Origin of the sequence: Nakamurella endophytica, assembly GCF_014646215.1 — a bacterium.
Classification (GTDB): Bacteria; Actinomycetota; Actinomycetes; order Mycobacteriales; family Nakamurellaceae; genus Nakamurella; species Nakamurella endophytica.
Genome location: NZ_BMNA01000004.1, coordinates 474,610 through 487,922, shown reverse-complemented (window position 1 = coordinate 487,922; position 13,313 = coordinate 474,610). Strand labels below are relative to the sequence as shown.

Annotated in this window: 11 protein-coding genes and 1 pseudogene; 3 read left to right on the top strand and 9 right to left on the bottom strand. The window is 74.2% G+C overall.

The features are described from left to right. Positions 1-26 precede the first annotated feature (26 nt). The 7 genes from IEY37_RS12780 to IEY37_RS12750 form a co-directional block, all read right to left on the bottom strand. Complete coding sequence (locus IEY37_RS12780) at positions 27-1,544, bottom strand: helix-turn-helix domain-containing protein (RefSeq protein ID WP_188942011.1); 1,518 nt, start codon at positions 1,542-1,544, stop codon at positions 27-29. Continuing rightward, positions 1,541-2,575: an S-methyl thiohydantoin desulfurase domain-containing protein gene (locus IEY37_RS12775; RefSeq protein WP_188942009.1), complete on the bottom strand. Its 1,035-nt coding sequence runs from the start codon at positions 2,573-2,575 to the stop codon at positions 1,541-1,543. Before IEY37_RS12775 ends, IEY37_RS12780 begins: the two co-directional genes overlap by 4 nt. 60 nt (positions 2,576-2,635) lie before the next feature. Continuing rightward, positions 2,636-3,760, bottom strand: coding sequence for an S-methyl thiohydantoin desulfurase family protein (locus IEY37_RS12770; protein ID WP_188942007.1), 1,125 nt, complete (start codon positions 3,758-3,760; stop codon positions 2,636-2,638). After that, positions 3,757-4,854 carry an S-methyl thiohydantoin desulfurase family protein gene (locus tag IEY37_RS12765; protein ID WP_188942005.1) on the bottom strand — a complete coding sequence of 366 codons (1,098 nt, stop codon included), beginning with the start codon at positions 4,852-4,854 and terminating at the stop codon, positions 3,757-3,759. Before IEY37_RS12765 ends, IEY37_RS12770 begins: the two co-directional genes overlap by 4 nt. Beyond that, positions 4,854-6,416: a hydantoinase/oxoprolinase N-terminal domain-containing protein gene (locus tag IEY37_RS12760; RefSeq protein WP_188942003.1), complete on the bottom strand. Its 1,563-nt coding sequence runs from the start codon at positions 6,414-6,416 to the stop codon at positions 4,854-4,856. The genes IEY37_RS12765 and IEY37_RS12760 overlap by 1 nt, the downstream gene beginning before the upstream one ends. 78 nt (positions 6,417-6,494) lie before the next feature. Next, positions 6,495-7,844: a purine-cytosine permease family protein gene (locus IEY37_RS12755; RefSeq protein WP_188942001.1), complete on the bottom strand. Its 1,350-nt coding sequence runs from the start codon at positions 7,842-7,844 to the stop codon at positions 6,495-6,497. Positions 7,845-7,992: 148 nt separating this feature from the next. Then, entirely contained in the window at positions 7,993-8,835 is an 843-nt protein-coding gene (locus IEY37_RS12750; protein ID WP_188941999.1) for a DUF1684 domain-containing protein, read from the bottom strand. Between the two features lie 124 nt (positions 8,836-8,959). Here IEY37_RS12750 and IEY37_RS12745 point away from each other — a divergent pair, with 124 nt between their 5' ends. The 3 genes from IEY37_RS12745 to IEY37_RS12735 are packed head-to-tail and all read left to right on the top strand — an operon-like array spanning position 8,960 to position 12,119. Continuing rightward, positions 8,960-9,517: a dihydrofolate reductase family protein gene (locus tag IEY37_RS12745; protein WP_188941997.1), complete on the top strand. Its 558-nt coding sequence runs from the start codon at positions 8,960-8,962 to the stop codon at positions 9,515-9,517. A gap of 57 nt (positions 9,518-9,574) precedes the next feature. Further along, complete coding sequence (locus IEY37_RS12740) at positions 9,575-10,669, top strand: ATP-dependent DNA ligase (RefSeq protein ID WP_188941995.1); 1,095 nt, start codon at positions 9,575-9,577, stop codon at positions 10,667-10,669. Between the two features lie 49 nt (positions 10,670-10,718). Then, entirely contained in the window at positions 10,719-12,119 is a 1,401-nt protein-coding gene (locus IEY37_RS12735; RefSeq protein ID WP_188941993.1) for a threonine/serine exporter family protein, read from the top strand. 48 nt (positions 12,120-12,167) lie between these two features. On the opposite strand, the pseudogene IEY37_RS12730 reads toward IEY37_RS12735, so the two are convergent. Together IEY37_RS12730 and IEY37_RS12725 are read right to left on the bottom strand one after the other, a co-directional pair. Continuing rightward, positions 12,168-12,389 (bottom strand): annotated as a pseudogene (locus tag IEY37_RS12730) (M15 family metallopeptidase); the annotation flags it as partial. A gap of 12 nt (positions 12,390-12,401) precedes the next feature. After that, the gene (locus IEY37_RS12725; RefSeq protein WP_188941991.1) at positions 12,402-12,845 is read right to left on the bottom strand and encodes a hypothetical protein; all 444 of its coding nucleotides are present in this window, start codon (positions 12,843-12,845) and stop codon (positions 12,402-12,404) included. Positions 12,846-13,313 lie beyond the last annotated feature (468 nt).

The window sequence follows — 13,313 nt, the reverse complement described above, 5'->3', positions numbered from 1 at the left end:
TGCGGACGGCGGTGTCCCACCGCGACTCACCGCAGCACCGCCCGGCACGCCAGGTGCAGCGCGAGACGCACGCTCGGGTCGTGCATGTCGACCCCGAGCGTCTCCTGGATCCGCTGGATCCGACCGGTAACGGTGTTGCGGTGGACGCCCAGAGCGTCGGCGGTGGCGGCGATGCCGGACTCGTGGTCCAGGTAGCTGGTGAGAGTGGTGAGCAGGACGTCGTCGTCGCCGCGCAGCGGTGCCAGCAGCGATTCGGCGGCGGGCAGGAAGGTGTCGTTCTCGGTCCGGGCCAGCAACAGTTGCTCGAGACCCAGCCCGTCGACCCGGACGAACCAGTTGGTGGCCGACCGTTGCGCGGCGATGCGGGCGGCGTCGCCGGCCTCGCCGATCGTGGCGGCCAGGCCGGCCCGCTCCGCCTGCAGCGACCCGACGCCGCTCGCGACGTTGAAGGAACGGCGCAGGGTCTCGTGCACGGCGCGCAGTTCGTGGACGTGTCGTTCCAGGTCCCGCCGGGCCGGGATCCGGACCCAGCGCAGCCAGGCCGTCACGCCCTGGCCGTGCGCGGCGGCGTGCGACTCGATGCCGAGCGGTCCGAGCGCTCCGCTCACCGCGCGCAGCAGCGCGAGGGTGTCGACGCGCGTCCGGCCGATGACCCGGAAGCCCAGGTGGTAGCCGGTCGTCCGCCACCCCCGCTCCGTCATCCGGCGGTCGACGTCCTCGTGGTGGGCGTCGCCGGAGACCAGGAAGTCGTGCAGCAGGTCCGACGACACCGATGCGTCGGTGACCGTGTTGACCTCGTCGATCAGGATCCGGGCGGCGACCGCGGGCATCGCGATCTCCGCGGCCACCGCCAGCGCGTCGACCTGGGCGTCGCGGATGCCCGGTGCGAAGAACGCCAACCGCAACCCCGGCCGCGACGGGCTGTCCACCCGGACGGTGGCCACGGACATCTCCGGGGACGCCACGATGTCCGTCCACCGGTCCCAGCGCACCAGGTCGGCGTGGCCGCCCAGCCACGGCGCCAGCTCGCCGCCGTGCTCCTCCACCACCCCCGTCGCATCGAGCAGCGCGACGCCGGCGCCCGCCGCGGCGGCCAGGTGCGACAGCAGGTCGGCCAGGTCCCTGGCCGGGTGACGGAACGCCACCGTCAACCGCCGCACCAGGTCGAGCACCAGGGCGTCGCGGGCCACGGCGAGCCGCCAGCTGGTCTCCGCCAGTTCCACCGGGCGCTCCACCGCGAGCACGGCCAGCCCGATGCGGGCGGCGAGCCGGCGGGCCCCGGCGTCGAGCCGCTCGGCGCCGGGCACGGCCAGTGCCGAGTAGCCGCGCTCGTGCACACGACGCAGCAGCGCGTCCACCCGCCAGGGCTCCCGGGGGAGCGGCGTGGCGACGACGGCCAGCCGACCTGCGCCGGCGGTCTCCAGCAGCTCCTCGGTGAGGGCCAGCAGCGCGGTCGGCCAGTCGCCCTCGTCCGGCCCGGCGACGTGCCGCAGCGCACCGTTCGCCGGCTCCGCCAGCAGGGCGGTGAGGTCCAGGCCGGTCACCGGGCGAGGTCCGGTTCCAGGTCGGCGACGCCGTAGGCGGCGGGCGTGACCCGCCGGAGCCGGTCGGGCCGTGCCGTCCACCACGTCGGGGCGGCCAGCTCGACGACCGCGATGTGGTGGGCCGGCGACAGGTCGGAGATCTGCAGCACCGCACGGGTCCGCACGTCCAGGACCGCCAGCACCGTCGGGGCGGCGCTGACCAGGACGCCGTCGGTCATCAGCGCCAGAGTCTCGGTGCGGGTGACCAGCCGGTGCACGGCACCGCCCGGGTCGACCAGGTCGAACGCCTGCACCTGCGGGTCCACCGGATCGGTCAGCACCGCCTGGATCCGGCCCTGCGCCAGCAGCCGCCCGCCGACCGCGGCGGCCAGCTCGCCGATGGCGCTCTCCCGGGCGGCCAGGAAGCCCCGGCCCAGGGACAGCGCCCGGGACGTCGTGCCGACCACGGCGTGCTCGGCCAGGTCGCCGACGGTGAACCCGGCGACCACGACGGCGCCGGTGCCGCCGGACAGCCGCAGCGCCGCGCGGACGACGGCCTCCGCGTCGGCCGGCCGGGGCCGGTCGACGACGCCCACGCCGTCGCCGGTGGTGGTGGCCACCACCAGCCCGGGCAGTCCGTCGACCAGCAGCGACACCTGGTCGATGCCGGGCAGCGCCCGGCCCATGCAGTCGGCGTCGACGACGGCGCGGCCGCCGGCCGCGACCAGCGCGGTGAGCCCGTTCAGACCGCCGATCTCCAGCGTGCAGACGGCGGGGACCTCGCACCCCAGCCACCGCTCCGCGGCGGCGACCGCCGCGGAGAGCCGGTCGGTACCGGGCAGCCGCTCGGTCATCACCATGGTGGAACCGGCCAGGGCCACCGCCAGGCACGGGGTGGCGGGGTCCACGGCGTCGACCGCGTGGACGTCCACCGGCCAGGCGCCACCGGCCGCCAGCAGCTCGAGCTGGGTGGTGGCGCCGCCCCCGCCGGAGCCGAGCAGGGCGCAGCCGAGCGCGAGCGCGCCGAGGTCCTCACGCTCGACGCGGATCACGGGCCGAGAGCCTAGCCGCGGCGGAGCCACCCGGGCCCCGAGCGAGCCGACCGCACCCGGCTACCCGGCGGCGGTCAGGCTCCCCGCGGTCCGCTGCTCGACCGGCGCGAAGGTCTCGGTGAGTCCGAAGGCGACCGGGCCGAAGGTGGCCAGGGCCTCGGGCGTGCGCATCAGGTCCGGCGTCGAGATGCCCAGCACCCGCACCCGCTGGCCGTACCGGAGCCCTTCGGTGGTGATCGGTTCGGCCGACTCGTGGTCGAGCACGCAGATCAGGTCGGGCACGATCGCCAGCAGCTCGCCGTCCCGGTGGGCGGTCAGGTTCTCGTTCTGGAAGTCGACCACCAGCTCGGAACCGGGCGCCACCGGGGCGATCCGCACCCGGCCGCGGGCGAAGCCCTCGGTGGTCCGGCGTTCCACGTCGACGATCTTGCCGTCGAACAGGTCGACCACGTGCGAGTACAGCGTCGGCGCCAGGGCCTGCGCGAGGGCCTCGAACGGCGACCGCTTGGCCTCGCGGGCCAGCCGGATCGCCCGCCCGAGGGACAGCGCCATCGAGATGGTGCGGGGGACCGCGGTGCGCCGGACGTCGGCGCCGCTCATCGAGTACTCGGCGATGTGCCCGACACCGCCGAGGCGGATCGTCACGGCCCGGGCGAGCCACTCGAGCTGCCGGTTGTCCGCGCCGGTGTCGATGACGACCTGCTCGCCACGCTCGCCGGCCAGCGCCAGCGGCGACCCCGGCACGCCGTAGACGGCGAAGGTCTCCATCGACAGCTCCGGGAAGGCGCGGCCCATGCCGTCGGCGTCCACCACCGGCAGGCCGGTCTCGGCGGCCACCACGAACGGGATCATCGAGTTCACGCCGCCGCACTCGATCGGCATCGTGGCGTCCGCTCGCCGACCCAGGTGCTTCTCGAGCGTCCGGAGGGCCAGCGTGGGCTCGGTTCCCGCGGGAAGCTTCTCGATCATGACGGTGGGGGCGCCCATCTGGGCCGTCGGGATGACGAACGCGTCGTCCGGCAGGTCGTCCCGGTCGCCCGGGTCGAGCACGGTGATCGAGCCGGACCCCAGCACCTGCTCGACCAGCTTGGAACCGATGTAGGGGTCGCCGCCGCCGCCGGTGCCCAGCAGCGTCGCGCCGCGGGCCAGGTCCGGCAGGTCGGCCGCGGTCAACTGCCAGCTCATGCGGGCACCTCCGTGACCCGGCCGTCGAAGCGGCGGGCCGGGACGTCGTAGCCGAAGTAGCCCGGTCCGACCATCGCCAGGGCTTCCGGCGAGTGCCAGCGCGGGTCGCTCGGCGCGGCGACCACCCGGACGCGCTGGCCGTAGCGCAGGCCTTCGGTGGTGACCGGCTCGCCGGTGTCGTGCTCGAGCACGACGATGAGGTCCGGGGTGGTGGCGAGCACCGTCTCGTCGCCCGCGGCATCCGCCACGGAGGCGATGAGGTGCTCGTTCTGGAATCGGAGCGTCAGGTCCCCGTCGTCACCGCGGACGGTGGCCGTACCGCGGGCGAACCCGGTGGTGGTGGCGCGCTGCACGTCGACCACCTTGCCGGCGAACAACTCCCGGCCCTCGAGCAGCTCGACCACCCGGTCCACCGGGTCGACCTTCCCGGTGCGGGCCTGCGCGATGCCGGATCCCAGGCCGATGCAGCGCTGCAGCGAGTCCCGGACCAGCGACTCGCGGGCCTGCGCACCGCTCATCGCAAAGCCGCAGATCATCACCGAGCAGCCCATCTCGACGGCGGCGACCCGGGCGATGCGCTCGGTCCAGGAGTTGTCGACGGTCTGCAGCACGCCGACGTTGCCCTTCTCGTCGGCGAACGCCAGCGGAGAGGCGCTGATGCCGTACAGGGTGGGCAGCACCATCTGCAGTTCGGGGAACGCGCGGCCCATCCCGTCCGCGTCGAGCAGCGGCAGGCCCAGGGCCGCCGCGGCCGCGATCGGGATGGTCGAGTTGACCCCGCCGATCTCGGCGCACGCCACGTGGGTCGCGGGCCGTCCCAGGTAGGTGCCGAGAGCCGCGACGGGCTCCATGATCTCGTCGAGGGTGGGCAGCTTCTCGACCATGACGGTCGGTGCGCCCATCATCGCCACGGTGATCACCAGGGCGTCGTCGGCCAGCTCGTCGAGGGTCACGGCGGTGACGGGGCCGTGCTCGGCGACGGCCTGCCGGGCCAGCAGCGCCCCGATGTACGGGTCACCGCCGCCGCCGGTGCCGAGAACCGCGGCCCCGCGAGCCAGGTCGCCGATCGCGTCGGTGCCGATGGACCAGGCCATCAGCGGCCCATCTCGAGATCGCCGACGGCCTTGACCCGGATGCGGGTGGCGTTGCCGGGCAGGTACGGGATCGGCACCTCGTCGAAGTCGACGACGTCGACCGATTCCGGCCGCGCGCCTGCCGCGATCGCCTTCTCGACCGCCTCCTGCTTGACGGCGGCGATGCTCTCCTCGCGCCGGCTCGGCTCGATGGCGACGACCTTGTCGATCTCGCCGCCGACCTGCGCGATGGAGGCGCCGATGGCGTTGGCGACCGAGTAGTTCTCCGGGCGGTGCGCCGCACCGAACAGCGGCAGCTCGTCGGGCAGCAGGATCGACCCGCCGCCCACCGCGACGACCGGGATCGGGTCCGGCGACGTCCGCATGCGGTCCACCGCCTCGCTGACCCGCTCGGCGATGCGGTCCAGCACCCGCTGGACGAACGCGGGGTCCAGGTGCGCGACCCTGCTGGCGTCGCCGATGTCCGCGCGCCCGGCCGCGACGGCGATGTCGGTGGCGGTGAGCGTGGAGCCGCCGAACACCAGGGCCTCGGTGGTCAGCCGGTACCCGACGGATCCCGGTCCCACCTCGGCCGTCTCCAGGTCGACCAGGCTGCCGCCGCCGATGCCGATGGACAGCACGTCGGGCATGCGGAAGTTGGTCCGCACGCCGGCGACCTTGACCTCGCCGGCCGTCTCGCGCGGGAAACCGCCGACCAGCAGCCCGATGTCGGTTGTGGTGCCGCCGACGTCGACCACGGCGCAGGTGGTCAGGCCGCTGGTGACCGCGGCCCCGCGCATGGAGTTGGTCGGCCCGGAGGCGAAGGTGGCCACCGGGTAGCTGCGGACGAAGTCCTCGTCCATCAGCGTGCCGTCGTTCTGGCTCAGGTAGATCGGCGCCTCGATGCCCTGCGCCCGGGCGGCCGAGGTCAGCCCGTCGACGATCTCGCCGGCGAGCTCGCGCAGCGCCGCGTTGATGATCGTCGCGTTCTCCCGCTCCAGCAGCCCGATGCGGCCGATCTCGTGGCTGAGCGAGACGGCCACCTCGGCGCCGCCGTCGGCGGTGGCGAACTCGTCCCGGACGATGGCCGCCGCCTGGTCCTCGAGGTCGTGGTTGACCGGGCTGAACACGCTGGAGATTGCGACGGAACGGATGCCGTGCGCGGCCATGTCGCGGGCGTGGGCGCGCAACTCGTCGGGGTCCAGCGGGGAGATCGGCCGGCCGTCGAACTCGTAGCCGCCGTGCGCCAGATAGGTTCGCGCGGACAGCGCCTCGACCAGCGGCTGCGGCCAGTCGATCAGCGGCGGCAGCGACTTCGTCGCCGGGAGCCCCAGCCGGAGCGCCGCCGTCGGGGCCAGCCGCTGGGCCTCGACCAGCGCGTTGATGAAGTGCGTGGTCCCGATCATCACCGCCTGCACCTGCGCGCCGGTGAAGTGGTGCTGCGCCCGCAGGTCCTCGATGGCCCGCACGATGCCGGTGGTCACGTCCGGGGTGGTCGAGTGCTTGACCCCGGCCAGGGTGGTGACGCCCTCCATGAGGACGGCGTCGGTGTTCGTGCCGCCGACGTCGATGCCGATGTGCATCCGGTGGATCTCCTGTGCTCGGTGGGGGTGTCGCCGATGCGGCCCGCGGGGTGCCGACGGGGGGGTCGGCAGGTCGGGTCAGGCGGTGGCCGGCGTCCGGACCGCGGCTTCCTCGGGGGTGCGGGTCTCGCCCACCCCACCGACCAGGCCCAGCCGGCCCGCGACGACGTACAGCACCATCGACAGCACCAGGCTGAGCACCGACGGGATGCCCCAGGTGACGAAGTAGCCCACGACCGACGAGATCGCCCAGACGATCAGCGTGGCCGGCACCAGCCGCGGCGCGCTCACCGGCAGCGCATTCGCCTGCCGGCTCGACTCCAGGTCGCCGCGCCAGCGCCGCACGACGAAGTACTCGGCGACCATGATCCCGGCGATCGGCGGGAACACCACCGACAGCACGGTGAGGAACTCGATGAAGTTGGACAGGATGCCGACCGCGGCCAGCACGGTGCCGGCGACACCGAGGACCAGCGTGGTCGAGACGCGGTGCAGCTGCCGGCGGAAGGTCACCGACACGAAGTTCACCAGGCCCAGCGACGCCGAGTACAGGTTCCAGTCGTTGATCTTGAGGGTGCCGGTGATGACGATCAGCAGGCCGACGAACCCGATGGACGACGTGACGATCGAGACGATGTCGCCGCTGCGGGCCGCGTGGGCCAGCAGCACGCCGGCCAGGCCGATGACGAACTCGCCGAGGCTGACGCCCAGGGCCGTCTGCTTCACCACGTCGGCGGGCGTGCGGTTGAACCGGGTCATGTCGCCGGTGATGATCGCGCCGACGATCACGCCGCCGGCCACGATGCCGGAGCCGGCCAGCACCGAGATCTGCGGTCCGGCAGGGGCGCTGGTGAGCAGGCTGCCGAGGTCGTGGCGGGACAGCTCGGCGATCACCGACCAACCGACCAGGACCAGGAACAGCGGCACGGTCACGTTGGCCAGCCACTGCATGCCCTTGAAGCCGAACGCGACGATGGCGGTGACGGCCAGGCCGCAGATCAGGCTCCACAGCCAGCCCGGCAGTGCACCGGGCATCAGGGCGTCCAGGGAGTCGGCGGCGATGGCCGACTGGATCCCGAACCAGCCGATCAGGCTGATGCCGACCGCCAGCCCGACGATCGAGGCGCCGATCTCGCCGAAGCCGGTCCACCGGGCCAGCAGGGCGGTGTTGAGGCCCTCGCGCTGGGCGATGATCCCGACCAGGCACATGATCACCTCGACGATGATCGAGCCGAGCAGGATCGCCCAGAAGGCGTGGGCGAAGCTCATCCCGTAGCCGAGCGTCGCGCCCAGCAGGAACTGGGAGAGCGCCGAGATCTGTCCGAACCGCTGCACGGCGATGCCGAACCAGTGGTTGCGGGCCGACGTCGGCACCCGGGCGAGGGTGTAGTCGTCGATGTGTGCGCTGTTCGCGGCGCTGCCGGCCATGCCCGCTCCTCGTGTGGTCGCAACGGTCCGGTCCACGCTAGGACGACATCGCGCCGTCGACCATGTGCAGACTGCCGGTCTCATTGCCATGACTGTGCGGGCTGCACAGGTGCCAGGTCTTGGCCGGCTCGTGCGGCGCGAGGCCGAGTCAGTGGCCGGCGTCGCCCTCCGGGCGCCGCGCGCGCAGCTCCCCGGCGACGACGGGGACGGCGATGCGGTTCTCGGCCGGCGGCACCGGGCACGAGTAGAAGTCGCTGAAGCCGCAGGGCGGGACGATCGCGCGGTTGAAGTCCAGCTCCAGCCGGGCCCCGTCGGGCACGGCGGGAAACCGAAGGAAGCGTCCGGGGGCGTAGCTGGTGCGGCCGGTGGTGGCGTCGGCGAAGACGAGCACCAGGTGGGCGCCGTCGGCGAACACGGTGAACCGGTGGTCCCGGCCGTCGATCGTGGTCTCGACCGTGCCGGGCACCGCCTTGGTGTGGCCGTCGTCCGACGTGCGGGTGAAGGTCCACGGTGTGCGGCGCACCTCGCCGGTGGACCGGAACACGGCCGGCACCACCCACCGCGGGTCGTACCCGGCGACCTCGATCCCGGCGAAGGCCAGCCGGGTGGGGGCCGCGGCGTCGTACACCCGCAGCTCGACGTCCGAGCCGTCCAGGCTGAACACGTCGACGGTGATGTCGTCGGACCGCAGCAGGGGGAAGCCGTCCGCCCCGAGGAAACCGACGACGGTCTCCCCGTCCACCGGACGGGATCCTTCCGCGGTGACCAGCTCCACCGGTCCGGTGGGGGTGAGCCGGACGCCGGCCTCACCGGGCACCCGCCGCACGGTGGCCGGCAGGCCGCGCACGGGTTCGTCCTCGGCGCCGACCGGCTGGTAGTCGACCAGTGCCGTGTTGCCGACCGGGCCCGACACCTGCGCCAGTCGCTCCTGCTGCCACGCGTGGTGGGCGGCGACCGGGTCGGTGGGGGAGTCGGGCTGCGCGTCGGCCATGGGGTCATCCTGGGTCATCCCGCCGACGCCCGACGCGCGGGCGGTCGCGACCCGGGCGACGATCGGGACGTCCCGTCCGGAGGTCCGTGTGGACCCCGGGACCGCGCCCACCGGGAGGTCGCCCATGGCCACGCTGATCTACGCGTCGAACATGTCGCTCGACGGCTGGACCCAGGATGCCGCCGGGGCCCTGGACTGGGCGCCCCCGGACCCGGACGTCTTCGCCGACATCTCCGGTTTCATGGCCTCGGTCGGCACCTATCTCTACGGCCGCCGGATGTACGAGGCGCTGGCCGTCTGGGAGACCGATCCGGCGCTCGCGGGCCGCTCCGAGGCCTTCGCCCGGTACGCCGCGGCCTGGCAGGCCGCCGACAAGATCGTCCACTCGTCGTCGCTCGCCGCCCCGGTCACCGCGAGGACCCGCCTGGAACGCCGGTTCGATGCCGGCGCCGTCCGCGACCTCAAGGCGCGGGCCGACCGCGACCTGCTGGTCGGCGGCCCCACCCTGGCCGCCCAGGCACTGGACGCCGGGCTCGTCGACGAGATCGTCCTGTGGGTCTGGCCGATCGTCCTCGGCGGCCGCCTGCCCGCCCTGCCCGCCGGCCGGCGCCTGGACCTTGAGCTGCGGGACGAGCACCGGTTCGCCGGCGGCGTCGTCCGGCTCCACTACCGGGTGCGGTGACCGGCCGGCCCGGCACGCCCCTCGCCCGCTGTCGGTGCGGGCCCCCACAATGCACCCATGCAGCTGCCGGTCCTGCCGCCCGTCGCGCCGATGCTGGCCAAGTCCGTGCCCGGCCTGCCCACCGACGCGCAGCTGGGCGGCGGCGGGCTGTTCGAACCCAAGTGGGACGGCTTCCGGTCGATCGTCTTCCGCGACGGCGACGAGGTGGAGATCGGCAGCCGCAACGAGCGGCCGATGACGCGGTACTTCCCGGAGCTGGTGCAGGCCTTCCGGTCCCAGCTGCCGCCGCGGTGCGTCGTCGACGGCGAGATCGTCATCGCCACCGCCGACGGCCTGGACTTCGAGGCCCTGCAGCAGCGCATCCATCCCGCCGACTCCCGGGTCCGGATGCTCGCCGAGAAGACGCCGGCCTCCTTTATCGCCTTCGACCTGCTGGCCGTCGGCGACACCGACCTGATGGACCGGCCGTTCGGCGAGCGCCGCGCCGCGCTGCTGGAGGCGCTGGGCGGCGCGCGGCCGCCGGTGCACGTCACCCCGGCCACCGGCGACCGCGCCGTCGCCGAACGCTGGTTCTCCGAGTTCGAGGGCGCGGGCCTGGACGGGGTCGTCGCCAAGCCGCTGTCGGCGCCGTACCAGCCGGACAAGCGGGCCATGTTCAAGATCAAGCACGAGCGCACCGCGGACTGCGTGGTCGGCGGCTACCGGGTGCACAAGTCCGGGCCGGACGCCGTCGGGTCGCTGATGCTCGGCTTGTACGACGCCTCAGGTGACCTGGCGTCCGTCGGCGTCGTCGGCGCGCTGCCGATGGCGCAGCGGCGGGCGCTGTTCACCGAGCTGCAGCCGCTGGTCACCACGTTCGAGGACCACCCGTGGAACTGGTCGATGGCCGAGCAGATCCGCGCCGACGGCGGACGCACCCCGCGCAACTCGGAGTTCTCCCGGTGGAACAACGGCAAGGACCTGTCCTTCGTCCCGCTGCGCCCGGAACGGGTGCTCGAGGTCCGGTACGACCACATGGAGGGCAGCCGGTTCCGGCACACCGCGCAGTTCGTCCGGTGGCGCCCCGACCGCGAGCCGGCGTCCTGCACCTACGAGCAGCTCGAGACGCCGGTGCGGTACGACCTGGACGACATCGTCCCCGGCCTGCGCTGACCGTGACGGCCCCGACCTGCGCCGGCCGTCGCGCCGACCCGGCGTCGCCGTGAGCACGCCGCGACGGCCGGAGCGCCGGGGGAGCGGGCAGGGGCAGCCGGGGGCGCGCGGCCGGGCGTCGCCGGCCCGGTCCCGGCGGGCCGTCCGCCGGCTCGCGGTGCTGCCGCGGTTGCCGGCGCCCCGGTCGCTGGACCCGGTGCCCCGGGTCGACGAGCCGTCGGCCCGGCTGCAGCAGCTGCTGGTGGCGCTGGGCGCGTCCCTGGTGGGCAGCGGCCTGCCGGTGTCGGACGTCGTCCGGACGCTCACCCGGGTGGCCGTGTCGCTGGGCGCCCCGTCGGCCGAGCTCCTGGTCTTCCCGAACGCGCTCATCGTCGCCGTGCCCGGGCAGGACGAGACCAGGATCGCGCTGGGCTCGTCCGTCGCCGGGGAAGCCCGCTTCGACCGCACCGCGGCGCTGCTCGGCCTGGTCGACCGGGCCAGTCGTGCCGAGATCGGGGTCGAGGACGCCCTGGCGGAGCTGGAGCGGCTCGAGCGGCGCCCGCCGCGGTTCCCGTGGTGGGTGCGGATGACCGGCCACGGGCTCAGCGCCGCGGCCATCGCCGTGCTGCTGCACACCTCGCTCGGCGAGCTGGCGGTGGCGCTGCTGCTGGGCACCGCGGTCGGCGGCCTGAAGCTGCTGACCAGGGCCGGCACCATCAGCGCGGTGCTGCTGCCGGTGACCTCAGCGTTCGCCGTGTCGGTGGTGGTCTTCTTCGCGGCGGCCCACGGGTGGGGGCAGAACCCGCTGGTGATGCTGGTGCCCGCGTTGATCTCGCTGCTGCCCGGGTCGACGCTGGCCGTCGCGATCATCGAGCTCGCGGCCGGGGACATGATCGCCGGCGCGAGCCGGATGATGTCGGGGCTGCTGCAGTTCGCGCTGCTGGCGTTCGGCATCGTCGCCGGGTACGCCGCCGTCGGGCTGGACTCGCTGCAGGCGCTGATCGTCGCGCAGAGCCCCATCGGCGCCTGGTCGCCGTGGGTGGCGGTGCTGCTGTTCGCCGTCGGGAACTACTTCTACTTCTGCGGCCCGCCGCGCTGCCTGCCGTACCTGATCGCGGTGCTCTACGTCGGCTACGCCGGGCAGGTGCTGGGCAACGAGGCACTCGGCGCGCTGTTCGGCGGTTTCCTCGGTGCCATGCTGCTGACCACGACGTCGTCCGTGGTGCAGGTCCTGCCGGGCGCGCCGCCGGCCACCGTGACGTTCCTGCCCGCGTTCTGGGTGCTGGCCCCCGGCGCCGCGGGACTGATCGGGCTCACGCAGAGCGCCGGCGCCGACCTCTCGCCGAACGTCGGCCTGGCCGCCTTTGCCGGCACGGTGCTGGCGATCGGCCTCGGGGTGCTGGCCGGGACCGGCGTCTACCGGTCGCTCTACCGCTGGGCGCCGGCCCGGTGGCGGCTGCGGGTGCCCTGACGCCACTCGGGGCCGACGCCGCTCGGCTGCCACAGTCGCGCGAACAGGTCAGCCGCCGTCGGCGGAGAAGTGCTGGGTGTCCCGCGGGTCGGTCCACGATCCGCCCCAGGTCCAGCCGAGCGACGTCCACGCCCGGACCGCCGCGTCGCCGGCGTGCAGGACTCCCGGGGCCGCGGGTCGGCCGGCGAACGCGGTACCGCCCGGCGGCAGCACCTGGTCGCCGCTGACGTAGGGGTTCTCGACCGGGTCGATGTCGACCGCGCGCCCGTAGGAGTGCTCGGATCAGCGGGCGCCGGACGTGGTCCGCCGGCAGTTGAACGCCGAGGTGTTGTCCGCGGCCATCGACGCGTCGTCGCTGCCGCCGAAGTCGTCCACCAGCCGCAGGGACCTGATCGGGAAGCCCTGCCGGTACAGCCGGCCGAAGGCCGTGACGACGTCGTCCACCACGGCGCGGTCGACCACCAGCTCGCCCTGGTGCGCCCGGCCGTCGAAACCCACGTAGGACAGACGCAGGTAGCGCAGCTCGTCGAGCGGCACCGGACAGCCGGTGTGCCAGCTGGTCCGCATCCGGCCGGCCAGCGCGGCGTCGATGCCGGTGGCCCGCCAGCGATAGGGCGGCAGGTCCGGCGGGACTGTTGCCGTCGTGGTGCTGGCCGTCGTGCTGCGGGCGGTCGTCGTGCTCGCGGTCGTGCTGCCGGCGAAAGGTCTCCTGCGGACCTCCGGCACGGGCGACGGAGCGGTCGGCGTCGAGGGCCGGGCACCGACCGTCGGCACCGCCCCGGTGGCGCCTGTCGGGACGGGCGGATCCGGCGCCGACAGGGGGCTGCGTGCGGCCCGCCCCGACAGGGGCGACGTCGCGGGTGTCGCCGGCGACGGCCCGGCCCGCACCCCGCCGGACGACGCTGCGGACGGCGACAAGGACGACGCTGCGACCGCACTCGCCGCGCCGGCGGACCGCGGGGCGACGGCACCCGTGCCGGCTGGTGCGGACCGGTCCGGCGTTCCGGAGGCGTCCGGCGCCGCCGAGCACCCGGCGGTGGCGAGGACCGCGGTCACCAGTACCGCGGCGACGGCGCCGCGCCGGCCGGAGCGAGGGCGGGCAGCACCGTCCCGGGTCACCGCGCCAGCATTGCACCGGCCACGTCCTGGGATCCGGCCACGGATGCCCCCGGCGCAAACCGCCCCCGCGGGCCG